The sequence below is a fragment of the Mycobacterium sp. KBS0706 genome (assembly GCF_005938675.2).
Taxonomy (GTDB): Bacteria; Pseudomonadota; Alphaproteobacteria; order DSM-16000; family Inquilinaceae; genus Inquilinus.
Window position 1 is genome coordinate 1 of sequence record NZ_VCCH02000129.1, and the last position, 16,469, is coordinate 16,469.

Consider the following 16,469-nt stretch of genomic DNA (forward strand, 5'->3'; position numbering starts at 1 on the left):
CACAGCGGCTTAGTCCTTTGGCGCGCTCCAGTCGGGCCAAGCAGGCTCGATCGGTAGACATTCGCAGCTGAATAGGATCCTATGTCACGCGGGCGAACGTCATCGACAACCGGCGCCCGACGCTGGCCCGCTCCAAATAGCCTAGAGCTTCGGGAGCGGGCCGGCGGCTCCGCCAGATTGCCCCAGTCCGCTTCGGAGACGCCGGTGGTATGGCCGGTGTTGGCGCCCTCCTGCCGGATCAGTTTGGCAGGTGAGGGCCGGTCGCAGGAGACCCGGTGGAAGGCTCGCCATCGGGGGCACGTAGCTTTTGGCCGGTGGCGGCGCACGGCCGTTCCTTCTCCCAATCCCGGAGTCCAAGTTCCGTCTGGAGTAGACCGACAGGAGACCCTGGACGTGCGCTTACTGATGGACAACGTGTCAGGCGGGGTCCAGCAAGCCAAACGTCGCGACCAGGGCCAAGACCGCCGCGCCAAGCAGGATCTCGGCGATGGCGCCAGTGCGGACCGCCCGAACCGCGGTACCATTCGATTGGCCGATCCGTGGCACGAAGATGTAGCGGTTGACGACGGCAAGGCCGGTCATCGCCAGCACAAGTGCGATCTTGCAGGCCAGCAGGGCCTGGTAGAGCGACGACCAGTCGGTCGGCCAGCAGCCGAGCACCAGGGCGATGTTGACGATCCCGCCGGCCAACACCGCCGCCACCGCGGCATGGCCGGCGGTCGAGAAGCGGGATCGCATCCCACCGCAGGTCGGGGTCGCGCAGCCGCGGCAGGCACAGCGCGAAGGGCACCAGGGCGCCCAGCCAGAAGCCGCCGGGGAGCACGTGGACGATCTGGTTGAGGCGGTGCAGCAGGCCCGCCGCCCCGTCCTGCATCGCGGCATGGCCGGCCAGCGCCAGGCTGGCGAGCAGCAGCCCCGCGGCCAGGGCGGCGGCGCCGATCCGGCGCGGCCAGGCAGCGGCGAGGATCGGCAGCGGCATCGACAGCACGGCACGGCAGAGCCAGGCGTGGCCGAAGCCGGTGTCGAGCAGGACGGCGGAGAGCGTGCCGGGATCCGTAGCGCCGTCCCAGCCGCCGCCGATCTCCGCCACCTGCAGCGGCAGCCACAGCGAGGTCGTGGCCGCCGCCAGCAGGAGGCCGAGCCGGACCGGGATGCGAAGCGCCCGGCCGATCGGCGCAGCCAGATCCGGCGCGGCCAGCCCGCGCAGGAACACCGCGGTGCCGAAGACCAGGACCAGGGCGGTATAATGCACCAGCCGGCAGGCGGCCAGCGCACCGTCCAGCCAGGTCACGGACCGACCGTGAAGACGTAGCTGCCCTTGGTGGTGTGGCCGTCCTTCGACAAAGCGCGCCAGTCGACGGTGTAGGGGCCGGCCGGTAGCGCGCCCGTCACCGGCACGATCAGGGTGGTCCCGGCCGGGTCCAGCGTCGCGTCGCCGGTCGGCACCACGGCGCCGTCGGGGCCGGTGACCTCGATCCCTGTGAAGCGCAGATCCAGACCCTCGGAGAAGCCCAGCCGCAGCGCCGACGGCGCCGCCACCGTGGCGTTCTGGGCCGGCACGGACGAGGTCAGATGGACATGGGCGAAGGCCGGGCCGGCCAGGCCGAGGCCGAGCAGCGCGGCAAGCGCACCCAGACGGAAGCGGTTCACCGGAATCTCTCCTCGAAGGGAAGCGAGTTCAGGTCTCGCCGGCGCGGATCTGGCGGCGCACCTCATCCGCCAGGGGGTGAAGCACGTCGGCCGGGCGGTCGCCGACCAGGGTGTAGCCAAGCCCCTGGTCGGCCCAAGTGACACCGGAGACGTCGCCCTGGCTGTGCTCGGACATCGGCGTATCGCCCTCGATCTCCATCGGCCGGACCAGCATGGCGAGGCGCGTGCCCCGGTCGTCGTCATACATCAGCAGGCCGGCCGGGCCGTGCGGCGTCGCCACCAGCCGACCGCCCATGAAACGGTAGCCCGCCTGCGCCAGGTCCGGTACCGCCACGGGGCGCTGCAGCCGGTCGGACAGCCAGCGGACCAGCTGCGGCCGATCGGCCGCGCCGAGCTCGACCGCCCGGCTGTGATCGGCGGCATAGACCGCGTAGTTCTCGGCGCCCTCCCGGGCCAGGGCGGCGATGCCGGATCGCGGCGGCGCGGCCAGGCCGCGCCAGGCCCAGCCGCCGGCGCCGCCGATCGCCAGCAGCAGCACCGCCGCGGCGATGGCCTGCCACGGCCGATGCCAGACCGACGGCCGCCGCCGAGCCTCGATCATCCGGGCCAGCGACAGCTGCGGCGGCACCGGCTCCTCGGCAACCGGGCCCAGCGCCTCACGCAGGCCGTCGCGCTGGGCGGCGTAGCCGGCGACCCGGCGCGCCACCTCCGGATGCTCCGCCAGATAGGCCTCGACCTCGGCCCGGCGCTCCGGCGCCAGGACCCGGTCGACATAGCCGTGCAGATCGTCTTCGGTGATCGGACTCATTTCACTCTCCGCAGAGTCGTCGGCCGGCTCTCCGCCTCCATGATCCGCAGCAGCCGCTCCCGCCCCCGGGACAGGCGGGACATGACGGTGCCGATCGGCACGTCCAGCACCGTCGCCGCCTCGGCATAGGAGAGGTCCTCGACCGAGACCAGCAGCAGCACGCTGCGCTGCTCCTCCGGCAGCTGGTCCAGCGCCCGCAGCAGCTCACTGTGCCGCAGCCCGGCCTCCTGCGTCGGCGGGCGGGCGGTGGCGGCCTCGGCCGCGTCCTCGATCGGCACGTCCCGGCCGCGGCGGGCGCGCTGCCGCATCCGGTTGACCGCGAGGTTGTGCAGGATGGTAAACAGCCAGGTCCGGGCGTCGCCGTCGGCGCGGCGCTGGTGCCATCGGGTGATCGCCCGTTCCAGGCAGTCCTGCACCAGGTCGTCGGCCCCGGCGGCATCGGCCCGCATCAGCGACCGGGCATAGCGCCGCAGGGCCGGGATCAGCGGTTCGACCAGGAGCATCATATCTTTCATGGCCGGCCTCTTTCGATCCTCCAGCCGTCCGTGTTCGGCGGCGGGAGGCTCCGTTCACGGCTGCGACTGGATCTGCACCGGCGCGCCGGCCCGCCCGGCGGTGCCGGGCGCGATCACCAGCCAGCGTCGCGCCGCATCCGCCTGGCCCTGCACCACCTGGCGGATCGGCCCCAGCGCGTTGACGATAGCGGAACCGGCCGGGTTGGTCATGAAGGCGGCCAGCGGCTGCAGCGCCCCGCCGCCATCGGCCTGGGCGGACAGCGCCAGGACGTAGGGCTGCTTCGGCTGCAGCCCGGTGGCCGAGGCCTGCAGCACCTGGGTCAGCCCCTGGTCGAACAGCGACACGCTGGTCGGCGCCGGGCCGGTGGTCGGGGCAGCCGCCTCGCCGTCCTGCAGCGCCACCATCGACAGATGCGCGGTCTGGCCGGCGATGCCGAGCGGCTGCAGGTTCTGGGTGCCGTCGCCCGAGGGCACCGCGTCGGGCACGTAGTTTACCGCCTGCGGCGCCTGGCCGATCGGCACCGAGCCGACCACCGTGTTGGTCAGGGTGTCGATCGCGGTCAGCTCGTCGCCGTTCTCGATACCGACATAGACCCGGGTGCCGTCGCCCGACGGCCAGATGCCGTGCGGCAGGTTGCCGACCGGGATGGTCGCGACCTTGCTGAAGTCGTCGGTGCGGAACACCTGGACCTGGTTCAGCCCGCCCACGGTGATGTAGGCGAAGCTGCCGTTCCGGTTGCGGACGATGTTGACGTGGTTGGTGATCGGCCCGGTGTCGATCGTGGTCAGCAGCTTGAACGGCGGCTTGGCATCGAACACCTGGGTCTTGCCAATGTCCTTCAGCGTGAACCAGACCTGGGTGCCGTCCGGCGTTGCAGCGATGTTCGGGCAGAACGGGCTGGCCTGCTGGACATGGCCGACGATCTTGTGGTCGGCCACCGAGACCACCACTGTCTCCGGATTGAACGAGGAGCAGACATAGCCGTACTTGCCGTCCGGCGAGAAGATCTGCATGCCCGGCCCGGCCGGCACGATGATCCGGGCCGTCTCCTCATAGGTCTGGCCGTCGAGCACGGCGATGTAGTTCTCGCCGCGCACCGTGACCCAGACTTCCTTGCCGTCCGGCGTGAAGAAGGCCTCGTGCGGCGACCGGCCGACATAGGTGGTGTGCTTCACCGTGTTGGTCGCGGTGTCGATGAAGGTGACGGAGTTCGAGCCGATCGAGACCACGGCGATGGTGCGGTGGTCGGGCGAGAAGCCCATGCCGTGCACCAGAAGCTGGCCGCGGTACAGCGGGCTGAAATTGGTCGGCTGCGGGTCGCCCAGGCGGATCACCCCGAGCAGCCTGTTGTCGACCGGGTCGGTGACCGAGACGGTGTTGGAGAACTGCTCGGCGGCATAGACCCGGTCCTTGTGGCTGACCCGGATGTCGGGAGCCGAGGCGGCGAAGGGCGCCTGCCCGGCAAAGGCGGCGGGCGCGGCGGCTAAAATCGTGGTGGCGGCGGCCGAGGCGGCCATGAGCGCGGACAGCAGGAGGCGGCGGGTCACGGATCAGTGCTCCATATGCATGGGCATGGAAGGGCCAGCGGTGTGGCCGGTGGGCGGGACGATTTGATCGGGCGCGGGGGCGGAGGGCGGCAGCGTCTGGCCCAGCGCCAGGCGCATCGCCGCGATCTCCTGCTGCTGCTCGACTATGATCTCCTGAGCGATGCGGCGCAGCTGCTCGTTGCGGCCGTAGCGCAGCTCGGCCTGGGCCATGTCGATCGCGCCCTGGTGGTGCGGGACCATCATGGCGACGAAGTCGGCATCGACATCGCCGCTCGGCTTGATCGTCATGGCGTCCATCATCTTCGTCATGGCGGCGTCGTTCTCGGCTAGGTACGGGGCCTCGTCCGCCGTCCCTGCGGCCCAGGCGCCGGCGACGCCGAGCAGCAGCGTGGCGACGACGACCGTCGACGGGCTGGGAAGGAAGCGAGAGGGCAGCATCGGAATCTCCGTGGGAGGGGGCGATTTAGCCACCGTGACGGATGAGACACTGACCCTCGGGCTTTATTCCCGGAGGCTTGAATTTATTTGATCCTTCTTCAGGCCGAAGGAGATCCCAAATGGTGCCGCCGCCGAAGATGAAGAAAGATTCATCGAGCGGGTTGGAATAGGTCCGGCGTCCGCGAGGTCCTTAGCGCGTCGTCTTCACGATGTACTCAGGATATCGCCATGAGCTTTCCAGCTTTCTCGTTCCCACGGTTGCTCATTGCGGCCGCCATCGCTCTCGTCTGCGTCACCCCTCCCGCCCTTGCGATTGGGCCACGGGTGGTGTCGGACGACATCGACCCGATTTCACTCATCCCGTTCGCCCCCACTTCGGGCGCGGCGACCATACGCGTCTCGGTGCAGGGCAATCCGTTTGAAACGCCGGAATTCGCTGGCGCCGTGACACAGATCATAACGGCGACGTTTGGCGGCGGCCGGACCCGCTACGTGTCTGTCCCAACGCCGGCGGTCGGACCTGCCGCAAAGCGTGGCTCTTATCTCGCACTGGCCTTCAATCCGACACCCGATTTGCTGCCTGGGTCTTTATGCAGCGGCCGCGCGGTCAGCACCGACATGGCGAAAAGGCCGATCGTGGTGCGCGCTGCCGCCTGTCTCAACGGGCAGGCGCAATCTGCCGCTACCGGCTATCTCGACCAGGCGTCCGGGCCGGACGATCTGGGCTTCACCGACCTGATCCGGGATCTGACGCAACGGTTGCTGTATTTGTGACCGCCGGACATCAGGTGGCAATCATGAGACCCGACCATGACGTTGGTGAGGCCGGGCATACAACTTCGCGCCGAGTCTTCCAGGGTCTTCCCTCGGGTCGGCAGGGCAGTCTCGGCGTGTGAACTGCGCAAGCCCGACGCCCATCTCGATCACCTCTTTCGGTCAAAATGATCAAACCAATCCGTTGGATCGATCGGACTGCCGGCGAGATGATCGGCGAACCATTGATGGCAGCCGGGGCGGACGATGCCCAAGTCGTCTCATAGCTCAGCCTCCTGCCATCGCGCAAAGGAACTCAATGATGTCTTCAGTGCTGGGTGATCAGGCCCGAACCGGGCTGAGCCGTCGCCAACTGCTCGGTGCGGCTGGCCTCGGTGGGTTGACCCTGTTGTCCGCCCCCTCCTGGGCGCAGACGGCGATCAAGCTTCCGCTCCCCGGCGGCCCCGATGAGCGGCCGATCACGACCGCCTTTCCCGAGAAGGGATCGATGATCCTGCAGCGGACCCGGCCGCCACTTCTCGAGACACCCTGGGAGGTTTTCGACCAGGGTGTGTTCACTCCGAGCGACCGGTTCTATGTCCGCTGGCACTGGGCGGTCATCCCGACGGCGATCGATGTCGGCAGCTTCACCCTTACGGTGCGCGGGCACGTCACCCAAACCCTGTCCCTGTCGCTGAACGACCTTCTGCGCAACTTTCCTCGGGTCGAGCTCGCGGCGGTCAATCAGTGTTCCGGCAACTCCCGTGGCTTCTATCAGCCGCGGGTGCCGGGGGCGCAGTGGGCGAACGGCGCCATGGGGAATGCGCTCTGGGCCGGCGTGCGGCTGAAGGATGTGCTCGACCGGGCCGGAGTCAAGCCGGGCGCTGTCCAGGTGCGCCTCCGTGGCCTGGATGAGCCGGTGGTCGATGACGCGCCGCACTTCATGAAGTCACTCGCCATCGACCATGCCCGCGACGGTGAGGTGATGATCGCCTACGCCATGAACGGGGAGCAGTTGCCGCTGCTGAACGGCTTCCCGCTGCGCCTGGTGGTGCCGGGCTGGTATGCGACCTACTGGGTCAAGATGCTGAGCGACATCGAGGTGCTCGACCAGCCCGACACCAACTACTGGACCAAGACCGCCTACACCATTCCCGACACGCCGCGCGCTAACATCAAGCCAGGCCAGACCGGCGTGCCGGTGGTGCCGATCAACCGCATGGTGCCCCGGTCTTTCGTCACCAGCATCGCCGCCGGCGCCAGCCTGCCGGCAGGTAAGCCGACAGAACTACGCGGAATAGCCTTCGGCGGCGATAGCGGCGTCTCGGCCGTGGATGTCTCGATTGACGGCGGCACGAGCTGGCAGCCGGCACAGCTCGGTGCCGACCAGGGCCAATATGGCTTCCGGGCGTGGAACGCCGAGTTCACGCCGTCGTTCCCTGGCAGGTACACTGTCGCAGTCCGCTGCACTAATACCAAGGGCGAGGCGCAGCCTGACGTCCCCAACTGGAACCCCGCCGGCTTCATGCGCAATGTCATCGAAGCTACCGAAATCACGGCGGTCTGAGGAGGTCCGGACATGCTTCGCACTCTGTCGTTCGCTACTGGTCTCTTGGGGATTGCTTTGGCAGCCTGGACCGTCGAGGCGGCCGACTCGTTCCAGCCGAAATCCGTCTCGATCGATCTTCCCGACAGCGACCAGATGTTCCCGGGAGGATCTGAGGCAGATGCGATCAACAACAACTGCCTGGCCTGTCACTCCGCCGACATGGTGCTCAACCAGCCAGCGCTTCCCAAGACGGCCTGGGAGGCCGAGGTGAATAAGATGATCAGCACCTACAAGGCGCCCGTGGCGCCGGAGGATGTCGCTCCGATCGTCGACTATTTAGCCAAATTTCAGCCTGGAAAGTGACAACGGAGCGGTCCCTGTCAGTCCATCCCAACACTGTCCGCTTCGGAGATGCCCGGACACAGTCCGCTTCGGGCGCCATCGGAGCGGGAAAATGCTGCCGGATTGGAGCACCAAGTGCTGCGTTGAGCGATGTCCGGTTCGGAGTCTTCGCTGCGACGACCGCTATTAGCGGATATCGTTGAAAAGGCCCCGAATGACTACTTGGAGCGCAAAGTCGAGCAAGTTTGCTGCAGATCCGGCGGCCATATAGCATCTTCTCGCTCTCCGGCCGCCTGTCTCTGAGCTGTTTGTTGCGTTCGAAAATAGCGTTCCGATTTTTTCAACACAGTCGGCGCGCCGCGGACGCGCTCAACCTGAAAGATGGCATGCGCTTCCCTGTGACTTGATCCCAGATCAAAGACGTGAGGCCGTCATCATCCGGTCATCATGCCCGTACTAAACCCCAGGGCGAAATGCATGATCGCGAGACCGACACCCCCACACCGCAGGCGCCCGCGTCGGCGACCTTACGTCCCCGAAGCCTCGCCGCGGCCTCCCTGCTGGCGCTCGAATCCTTCTCCGTCGGCTTTCTGAGCGGTGGAGAACGGGTGCCGGTGGTCCACGGCATCGACCTGGCGGTCGCGCCGGGCGAGGCCCTGGGTATCGTCGGCGAATCCGGCTGCGGCAAGAGCGTGACCTGGCTCGCGGCCCTCCGACTGCTCGGCCGGCAGGCCGTCACCTCCGGCCGCGTCCTCTTGGACGGTCGCGACTTGGCGGCGCTGGCCGAGCGCGACCTGGCGGCCATCCGCGGCGGCCGGATCGGCCTCGTCTTCCAGGACCCGACGAGCTCGCTCAACCCTGTCCACCGCATCGCCCGGCAGATCGGTGAGGCGCTGCGGCTGCATCGCGGCCTGCGGGGCGCCGCGGCCGAGGCGGAGGCGCTGCGGCTGCTCGACCGGGTCGGCATCGCCGACGCCCGGCGCCGCCTGCGGCAGTACCCGCACGAGCTGTCGGGCGGCACGAATCAGCGGGTGATGATCGCGATCGCCCTGGCCGGCGGGCCCGACCTGCTGGTCGCGGACGAGCCGACGACCGCGCTGGACGCGACCATCCAGGCCCAGATCCTCGACCTGCTGCACGACATCCGGCGGGACACCGGCATGGCGCTGGTGCTGATCTCGCACGATCTCGGCGTGGTGGCCGAGCTGTGCGACCGCATCGCCGTGATGTATGCCGGCCGCGTCGTCGAGACCGGGCCGACCGACGACCTGCTCGGCGATCCGCGCCACCCCTACACGCGCGGGCTGCTGGGGGCGCTGCCGGACCTCGATGGGCCGCGCACACGGCTGCGCCCGCTGCCGGGTACGGTGCCGGCGCCACAGGCGCTGCCGCCGGGATGTGCTTTCGCGCCGCGCTGCCCGTCGGCCGCGGCGCTGTGCGGCCGGATCGTGCCGCCGCTGACCGTGGCCGGCGGGCCGCAGCGCCTGGCAGCCTGTCTCAGGCTCGACGTGCTCTCCGCCGCAGATGCGGCCGTTCCCGCCCCACGGCGGCGCGAGGAGGCCCTGGCATGACCGCCCTCCTGTCGGTCGAGCGACTGGCCAAGCAGTACCCGGTCGCCGGTCGCCGCGGCGGGATCCTGCATGCGGTCGACGGGGTCGGCTTCACGCTGGCGGCCGGGAGTACGCTCGGCATCGTCGGGGAATCCGGCTGCGGCAAGTCGACCACCGCGAAGCTGGTGCTGGGGATGATCCCGGCCAGCTCGGGCCGCATCGCCTTTGACGGAGAGCCGGTGACGGCTTTGCGCGACGCCCGGTGGCGCGACCAGCGCCGGTCGATGCAGATGATCTACCAGGACCCGATGGCCGCGCTGGACCGGCGCCTGACGGTCGGCGAGCAGGTGCTGGAGCCGCTGGCGATCCACGGCCTCGAGGCCGGCGACACCGCGCGCCAGGACCGGGCCCTGTCGCTGTTCGACGCCGTCGGGCTGCGCCCCGAGCTGTTCGGCCGCCATCCGCACGAGCTGTCGGGCGGCCAGCGCCAGCGCGTGGTCATCGCGCGGGCGCTGATCCTCGATCCGAAGCTGGTGGTCTGCGACGAGGCCGTCTCGGCGCTGGACGTCTCGGTGGCGGCGCAGGTGATCAACCTGCTGCAGGACCTGCAGGCACGCACGGGTATCGCCTATCTGTTCATCAGCCACGACCTGAAGGTGGTCCGGCAGGTCGCCGACGAGGTCGCGGTGATGTATCTCGGGCGGATCGTCGAGCTGGGGCGGCCCGACCAGCTGTTCCACGCGCCGGCCCATCCCTACACCGAAGCCCTGGTCTCCGCCGTGCCGGGGCTGCGGCCGCGGCGGCGCGAGCGCATCGTCCTGGCCGGCGACCCGCCGAACCCGGTGGACCGGCCCTCGGGCTGCGCCTTCCATCCCCGCTGCCCGCGGGCGCTGCCGCTCTGCCGGACCGAAGCGCCGGCCCTGCGCCCGGCGCCGGACGGGAGGCTGGCCGCCTGTCATCTGGTCCCGGCCGATTCCCGGGCCGCAGCTGCCTGATTCCTTCCCGTTCTTCCGAGAAAGATGTTCATGACTCGTGATGAAAGGCCGACCGCCGACCAGGTCATCGTGGCGGTGTTCGACGGGCTGCGCCCGGACATGGTGACGCCCGAGCTGACGCCCAATCTGCTGCGGCTGGCCGCCCGGGGCACCTGGTTCCGCGAGGCGCGCAGCGTGTTCCCGTCAGTGACGCGCGTCGCCACCAGCTCGATCGCGACCGGCGCGCCGCCCACCATGCACGGCATCGTCGGCAACGCCTTCTACCATCCGGCGGCGCTGCCCGGCCGGGTGTTCGACACTGGCCAGGGCGAGCTGATCCGCCAGGTCGACGCCCATCACGACGGGCGCCTGGTCGATGTCGACACCTTCGGCGACCGCCTAGCCCGGGCCGGGCGGCGGCTGGCGGTGGTCCACACCGGATCGGCCGGCTCGACCTATTTCATCAACCCCCGCACTCGTCGCAACGGGCACTGGACCTTTTCGATCTCCGGCGAGGACGGCACCCAGACCCCGGAGACGATCGCCGAGGTGATACAGCGCCTGGGGCCGCTGCCGGCGCGCCAGCTGCCGCGCCTGGACGAGCTGCGCTATGCCGGGCGGGTGATGGCGGAGCATGTGCTGCCGGTGCTGAAGCCCGACGCGGCCCTGGTCTGGTTCAACGAGCCGGACACGACTTACCACTACAAGGGCCTGGGCTCGCCTGAGGCGAAGGCGGGGCTGCGGGAGGCGGACGCGGCCTTCGGCACGATCCTCGACTGGGTCGACGCCCAGCCGAACGCCGACCGCATCGCCGTCATCGCCGCCTCCGACCACGGCCAGATCTCGGCGACCACGATCCATCCGCTATTCGCCGAGGCCGGCAAGGCCGGCTTCGACATCGGCCTCAAGGACCGGCTGGACGGCGCCGCCTTCACCGCCACCGGCGGCCGCAGCGGCGAGATCCGGCCGCTCGGCCGGGACGAAACCGCCCTGCCGCGCATCGCCGCCTGGCTGATGGACCAGCCGGAGGTCGGCCATGTCTTCTCCCGCGGCGCCAACGGCACCGAGGGCGAGATTCCCGGAACCCTGTCGCTCACCCTGCTGGGCAACGGCCATGACCGCCAACCGGAGCTGATGTTCGTGCTGCGTTCGGATCTGTCGCTGGACGGCTACGGCCTGCCCGGCCAGGGCATCATGACGCCGGGCGACGTGCCGCTCGGCGGCGGCATGCATGGCGGCATCAACCGGCACGAGCTGAACACGGTGCTGATCGTCTCGACCGGGACGGGCGAGGGCGCTCTGTCGGCCGCGCCCGCCGGGATCATCGACATCGCCCCGACCGTGCTCGGCCTGCTCGGCGAGGCGCCAGCCGGCAGCATGATGGGCCGCGACCTGACCCGCCCCGCGCGGGAGGAGCCGCGGATCCTGCGCCACGAAGCCGGGACGGGTGCGTTCCGCCAATTCGTCGACATCGTCGAGCAGGATGGCCGCCGCTTCATCCTGGGCGGCGAGTAGGGACGGCTGCGGACCGGGCCGTCGCCCGGTCCGCCCCAGGCCTCAGGCCTCAGGCCTGGCCGAAGGACAGGTTGTCGGGCCGCAGATCCATGAAATAGAAGGTCGTCGGCCGCCAGGCGATCGACTTCTTGATCGCGTAGGCTTCGCTCGGCTGGTACAGGATCGTGCCCGGCGCCTCGTCCTCCCAGACATCGAGCATCTCGCCGAACAGCGCCTTGCGCTTCGCCGGGTCGGTCTCGGCCTCCAGCGCCCGGCCGGCCTTGTTGAAGGCTTCGGGCGTGCTCCAGAAGCCCGAGACCTGGATCTCGCCGCCCGGGCCCCAGGCGATCCACAGCGCGCCCAGCGGGTCCGGCAGCCGGGTCGAGTTCGACCAGTTGAAGATCTGGGCGTCGGGGCCGCGCATGCCGGTGTCGTTCTCGACCACCTGCAGCGAGGCGTTGATGCCGACCGCCTTCCACTGCTCGATCAGGATCTGCCCGGCCTCGACCGCATTGGTGTAGTAGTTCGGCCGGGTGCGGTAGACGATCGGCTCGCCCTTGTAGCCGGCCTCGGCCAGCAGCGCCTTGGCGCGGTCGGGGTCGAAGGGCAGCTTGCGGCCCTCGAGGAACATCTGGCCGTATTCCGGATAGTTGTGGCTGGCCGGCACCTTGGCCGTGCCCTGCCACAACGCGTCCACCAGCTGCTGCCGGTCGATCGCGCAGCTCAGCGCCTGCCGGATGCGCTTGTCGGCCAGCACCTTGTCCTTGCCGCTGAAGCACAGCACATGGATATTCGCCAGCACCACCGACCGGACATCGATGTCGGGGTATCCGGCGACGACCTCCATCTGGTCGGGCGGGACATTGGTGATCAGGTCGTAGTCGCCGGCGACCAGGCCGGCGACCCGGGCGGCCAGCTCCGGCACCCGCTTGAAGGTCACCCGCGCGGCCGAGGGCGTGCCCAGGAAATAGTCGTCGAAGGCCTCCAGCGCGGTGGCGTCGGTCGGGTTGTGCGACACCACCTTGTAGGGCCCGGTCGCGACCGGCTGCCGGGAATAGGCCTCGAAGCCCATCTCCTCATAGGCGCGCTTGTTGACGATCCAGGCGCACCAGGAGGCCAGCCGCTGCTCTAGCAGCACGTCCGGGGCCTTGGTGCGGAAGCGGACGGTGTAGCGGTCGACCGGCTCGACCGCCGCCAGGATGCCGAAATAGGGCCGGCCGCCGGGGATCTGCGCCTTCTCGCCCCACATCCGGCCCTCGCGGAAGGTGTAGGCGACGTCGTCGGAGGTCAACTCGTCGCCGTTGTGGAACTTCACGCCCTGGCGCAGCGTGACGATCAGCTCGGACGGCGACGCCCGCTCCCATCTGGTGGCGAGATGCGGCTTCAGTTCCGACCCGCCGCCATCCGGCGCACCCAGGAAGTCGCGGCGGATCAGCGTGTCGAAGATCGAATAGGTGACGCGTGTGCCGACATTGGACAGCTCGCGCGCCGGCTCCAGCGTCGCCGGCAGGTCGGCCACGGCGACGGTGAAGTCCGGGCGGCCGCCGGTGGCGGCGAAGCCGTGCGAGGCGGCGCTGAGCAGGATCGGCATGGCGGCCGCCCCCTCGAGGACGCGGCGGCGAGAGATCGTGATCAACTCTGGTCTCCTTGAGTGAAGGTCAGGGGCTCGCCTGCGGCGGCGCGGCGGGCGGTTCGGTCTCGCCGGCAAGCAGACGAGGGTCGTCGAGCAGGATGGCGTCGGGCGCCAGGGCCCGCAGGCGTTCGAGGCCGTCGCGGTCGATGGTGCCGACAGGGAAGGGGGGATACTCCGGCAGCGGCACGGCGCGGGGCTGGCCGACCATGACCGCCAGCCGCAGGCCGGCGGCGCGCACTGCCGCCGCCCGCTCGGGTGTCGCGTCGCCCTGCCACAGCCGGAACCAGTCCGCCCCCGCGGCCCGCACGGCGGCGGCGCTGTCGGGGTCGGCGGCGAAGGCCAGGATGGTGGCGGCGGGAGCCAGCGCCCGGGCGGCGGCGACCAGGCCGAGATCGCGCAGGCCCAGCAGGGTCCGCGGCCCGGCCTCGGCGGCCTGCACCGCGGCCAGGATCGGCGGCAGCACCTCCGGCTCCATCCGCTTGACGTCGAGCAGCAGGCCGAGCGGGGCGGAGACGGCGATCGCCTCCGCCAGCGTCATCACCGGGGGCAGCAGGCGGCGCAGCATCGCCAGGTCGAGATCGGCGACCGCCCGGGGATCGCCGCACAGGCGCCGGAGGTCCGAATCATGGACGCAGACCAGGGCGCCGTCGTGGGTGAGGCGGATGTCGGTCTCGACCGCGTCGGCCCCCGCCAGGGCGGCGGCGCGGAAGGCCTGCGCGGTGTTCTCGGGCGCCAGCAGGGCGCCGCCGCGATGGGCGATGGCGAGGGGCCGGTGCGGGGCCGAGGTGATCATGGCAGGCTCAGCTCCTGTCGGTGGTGGGGTCGAGCCGGTCGCGCAGCCAGTCGCCGAACAGGCTCATGGCCAGCGTGGTCAGGAAGATCGCCAGGCCCGGGAATGTGGCGATCCACCAGGCGTTCAGCAGGTAGCGGCGGCCTTCGCCCAGCATCAGCCCCAGCGAGGTGCCCGGCGGCTGCACGCCGAGGCCGAGGAAGGAGAGCGAGGTCTCCAGCAGGATCGTGCCAGGGAAGTTCAGCGTCGCCTGCACCACCAGTGACGCGATGATGTTGGGCAGGAGGTGGCGCAGGATCAGCCGCCCCGACCGGGCCCCCAGCGCCTCCACCGCGTTGATGTAGTCGGCCTTCTGCTCCGACACGACGAGGCCGCGCGTCAGCTTCGTGTACCGGTCCCAGCCGTCGATGCTGACCAAGATGACGAACAGCACGAGGTTGTTGCCGAAGAAGGCGAGCATGGTCAGCGCCAGCAGCAGTGCCGGGATGGCGGCCTGCGCGTCGACCATCATCATGATAGCGTGGTCGACCATCCCCCGGAACCGCGCGGCGACAAAGCCGAGCATGGTGCCAAAGACCGCCCCGATCAGCGTGCCGAGCACGGCGATCAGGATCGAGCTGCGCGTGGCATAGATCAGCCGGCTGAACACGTCCCGGCCGAGATGGTCGGTGCCGAGCAGATGGGTCATGCCGCCGGCCTCGGACATCGGCGGCCGGAAGCGGGCGGTGAGGTTCTGGGCGGCGTAATGGACCGGCGCCAGCTGGTCGGCGAAGACCGCGACCAGCACCATCAGGATCAGGAAGGCCGCAGAGGCGGTCACGATCGGTGGCATCGCCGGGCCGGTCCGCCGCCGCGGCGTGTCGGATGGAATGCTCGCCATCAGGCCGCGGCCCCCCGGGCCGACCGGAAGCCGCCGAGGCGCGGATCGATCAGGATGTGCAGCACATCCGTCAGCAGGTTGGCCGAGACCATGATCAGGGTGATGGTCAGGATGCAGGCCTGCACCACCGGCAGGTCGCGCGTCCCAACGGCATCGACCAGCAGCCGGCCGAGCCCCGGCCAGGCGAAGATCGTCTCCGTCACCGCGCCACCGGCCAGGATGCCGCCGATCTCGATGCCGAGGAACATCAGCAGCGGCACCGCGGCATTCGGCAGGGCATGGTGGACGATCAGGCCGAACGGCCGCACGCCCCGCCCGCGCGCGGCCCGGATGAAGGGCTTGCCCAGCACCTCCAGCGTCGAGGTGCGGGCGAAGCGGGCCAGCCGCCCGGCCAGCGGCAGGCCGAGCGTCACCATCGGCAGTAGCAGGTGCAGCGGGGTCTCGGAGCCGGCGGAGGGCAGGACGCGCAGCTTCAGCGCGAACAGCAGGATCAGCAGGATGCCCAGGAAGAAGATCGGGATGGCGTAGCCGAACACGGCCGACGCCATGGCGATCCGGTCGATCGCGCTGTTGTGCCTCACCGCCGCAACGACCCCGAGCGGCAGGCCAACCAGCAGGGCCAGGAGCAAGGCGGACAGGCCGAGCAGCGCGGTCTTCGGCAGGGCCTCGGCCACGGCGGTGAAGGCTGGGCGGTTGTCGGCGAAGGAGACGCCGAAATCGCCCCGGACCGCGCTGGCGAGGTAGAGCTCGTACTGTTCGATCAGCGGCCGGTCGAGGCCCCAGAGCTCGCGGTAATAGGCGCGCACATCCGGCGGCGTGTCGATCGAGAGCATGATGTCGGCGGGGTCTCCGGCCAGGCGCAGGGCCAGGAACACCCCCGTAACGCACAGAAAGAGCGTCAGTACGGCACGGCCTGCCCGCGCGGCCAGGAATCGCAGCACGCTTCCATCCACCTCTGTTCCGGTGCGGAAGCGGCACATCTACAGGCGCATGATGAACTCTTGATGACGGTATCCGGTTTAGTGCCTACCTCGTTCCGAGAAGTGTCATCCGGGCATTCCGCCATGTAGAGTCGATAAAATCGGAAGTGCATTCCGCCGACCGGGAAGGTGACGAAGGGCGGGCGACGGCCGGCGCGTCAGCGCTCGCGCCAGCTTTGTCCCAAATTCGCCACTGTCATGACGGTTGCAAGCCGGATCTGGTGGGCATTCTGGTCCTAGGGTCCAGGACCTCAATCTCGCCATCCAGGAAACTCGCGATGCCCCCGACGGCTGCATGACCGGCACGCTGACTCTCCTGAATCTCGCCGGCTATGTCGCCCTGCTGCTGTGGGGCGTTCACATGGTCTCGACCGGGGTGATGCGCGCCTTCGGCTCGAACCTGCGCCGGGTGCTGGGGCGGAGCTTGCACTACCGCCTCAACGCCTTCCTGGTCGGGCTCGGAGTGACCGCGGCGCTGCAGAGCAGCACCGCCACCGGGCGCAAGGGGCGAAGCTCATCGGTCGCTACGACAGCAACATCGCTTACGGCCAGAGCCGGGTGCTGC

General features: G+C 69.6%; 17 protein-coding genes and 1 pseudogene. 8 read left to right on the top strand and 10 right to left on the bottom strand.

Annotation, left to right across the window (positions count from 1 at the left end):
• Positions 1-417: 417 nt before the first annotated feature.
• Entirely contained in the window at positions 418-738 is a 321-nt protein-coding gene (locus tag FFK22_RS37355) for a CopD family protein (RefSeq protein ID WP_186002877.1), read from the bottom strand.
• An 85-nt stretch (positions 739-823) separates the two neighbouring features.
• Here FFK22_RS37355 and FFK22_RS37360 point away from each other — a divergent pair, with 85 nt between their 5' ends.
• Positions 824-1,312, top strand: a complete 489-nt coding sequence (locus FFK22_RS37360) for a hypothetical protein (RefSeq protein WP_186002878.1) — start codon at positions 824-826, stop codon at positions 1,310-1,312.
• Here FFK22_RS37360 and copC read toward each other — a convergent pair.
• From copC to FFK22_RS37385, 5 genes are read right to left on the bottom strand one after another with little or no spacing between them, the layout of a single operon-like run.
• Positions 1,288-1,650: a copper homeostasis periplasmic binding protein CopC gene (copC, locus tag FFK22_RS37365; RefSeq protein WP_221939149.1), complete on the bottom strand. Its 363-nt coding sequence runs from the start codon at positions 1,648-1,650 to the stop codon at positions 1,288-1,290. The two genes, FFK22_RS37360 and copC, sit on opposite strands and share 25 nt — an antisense overlap.
• A gap of 28 nt (positions 1,651-1,678) precedes the next feature.
• Positions 1,679-2,458 carry an anti-sigma factor gene (locus FFK22_RS37370; RefSeq protein WP_138893019.1) on the bottom strand — a complete coding sequence of 260 codons (780 nt, stop codon included), beginning with the start codon at positions 2,456-2,458 and terminating at the stop codon, positions 1,679-1,681.
• Positions 2,455-2,973 carry a sigma-70 family RNA polymerase sigma factor gene (locus FFK22_RS37375; RefSeq protein WP_138893018.1) on the bottom strand — a complete coding sequence of 173 codons (519 nt, stop codon included), beginning with the start codon at positions 2,971-2,973 and terminating at the stop codon, positions 2,455-2,457. Before FFK22_RS37375 ends, FFK22_RS37370 begins: the two co-directional genes overlap by 4 nt.
• A 54-nt stretch (positions 2,974-3,027) precedes the next feature.
• The gene (locus FFK22_RS37380) at positions 3,028-4,521 is read right to left on the bottom strand and encodes a YncE family protein (protein WP_306770236.1); all 1,494 of its coding nucleotides are present in this window, start codon (positions 4,519-4,521) and stop codon (positions 3,028-3,030) included.
• A 3-nt stretch (positions 4,522-4,524) separates the two neighbouring features.
• The gene (locus FFK22_RS37385; protein ID WP_138893017.1) at positions 4,525-4,959 is read right to left on the bottom strand and encodes a DUF305 domain-containing protein; all 435 of its coding nucleotides are present in this window, start codon (positions 4,957-4,959) and stop codon (positions 4,525-4,527) included.
• 228 nt (positions 4,960-5,187) lie between these two features.
• Between FFK22_RS37385 and FFK22_RS37390 the strand changes: the two genes are divergently transcribed.
• From FFK22_RS37390 to FFK22_RS37415, 6 genes are all read left to right on the top strand, one after another.
• Positions 5,188-5,733 carry a hypothetical protein gene (locus FFK22_RS37390; RefSeq protein WP_138893016.1) on the top strand — a complete coding sequence of 182 codons (546 nt, stop codon included), beginning with the start codon at positions 5,188-5,190 and terminating at the stop codon, positions 5,731-5,733.
• Between the two features lie 301 nt (positions 5,734-6,034).
• A complete protein-coding gene (locus tag FFK22_RS37395; protein WP_138893015.1) occupies positions 6,035-7,279 on the top strand; it encodes a molybdopterin-dependent oxidoreductase in 1,245 nt (414 codons plus the stop codon).
• A 12-nt stretch (positions 7,280-7,291) separates the two neighbouring features.
• Positions 7,292-7,624, top strand: coding sequence for a cytochrome c (locus FFK22_RS37400; RefSeq protein ID WP_138893014.1), 333 nt, complete (start codon positions 7,292-7,294; stop codon positions 7,622-7,624).
• 452 nt (positions 7,625-8,076) lie between these two features.
• Positions 8,077-9,174 carry an ABC transporter ATP-binding protein gene (locus tag FFK22_RS44605; protein ID WP_138893013.1) on the top strand — a complete coding sequence of 366 codons (1,098 nt, stop codon included), beginning with the start codon at positions 8,077-8,079 and terminating at the stop codon, positions 9,172-9,174.
• Complete coding sequence (locus FFK22_RS44610) at positions 9,171-10,148, top strand: ABC transporter ATP-binding protein (protein ID WP_138893012.1); 978 nt, start codon at positions 9,171-9,173, stop codon at positions 10,146-10,148. The genes FFK22_RS44605 and FFK22_RS44610 overlap by 4 nt, the downstream gene beginning before the upstream one ends.
• Positions 10,149-10,178: 30 nt before the next feature.
• On the top strand, positions 10,179-11,642 hold the full coding sequence (locus FFK22_RS37415; RefSeq protein ID WP_186002879.1) for an alkaline phosphatase family protein: 1,464 nt from the start codon (positions 10,179-10,181) through the stop codon (positions 11,640-11,642).
• A gap of 49 nt (positions 11,643-11,691) precedes the next feature.
• Here the strand turns inward: FFK22_RS37415 and FFK22_RS37420 are convergent, their stop codons facing one another.
• From FFK22_RS37420 to FFK22_RS37435, 4 genes are read right to left on the bottom strand one after another with little or no spacing between them, the layout of a single operon-like run.
• A complete protein-coding gene (locus FFK22_RS37420) occupies positions 11,692-13,257 on the bottom strand; it encodes an ABC transporter substrate-binding protein (RefSeq protein WP_138893010.1) in 1,566 nt (521 codons plus the stop codon).
• Positions 13,258-13,279: 22 nt separating this feature from the next.
• Positions 13,280-14,047 (bottom strand): glycerophosphodiester phosphodiesterase family protein, encoded by a 768-nt coding sequence (locus FFK22_RS37425; RefSeq protein WP_138893009.1) that lies wholly within the window; start codon positions 14,045-14,047, stop codon positions 13,280-13,282.
• Between the two features lie 7 nt (positions 14,048-14,054).
• Complete coding sequence (locus tag FFK22_RS37430) at positions 14,055-14,924, bottom strand: ABC transporter permease (protein ID WP_138893008.1); 870 nt, start codon at positions 14,922-14,924, stop codon at positions 14,055-14,057.
• Positions 14,924-15,865: an ABC transporter permease gene (locus FFK22_RS37435; protein ID WP_221939150.1), complete on the bottom strand. Its 942-nt coding sequence runs from the start codon at positions 15,863-15,865 to the stop codon at positions 14,924-14,926. Before FFK22_RS37435 ends, FFK22_RS37430 begins: the two co-directional genes overlap by 1 nt.
• A 334-nt stretch (positions 15,866-16,199) precedes the next feature.
• Between FFK22_RS37435 and FFK22_RS37440 the strand changes: the two are divergent.
• Positions 16,200-16,469 (top strand): annotated as a pseudogene (locus tag FFK22_RS37440) (Na/Pi cotransporter family protein); the annotation flags it as partial.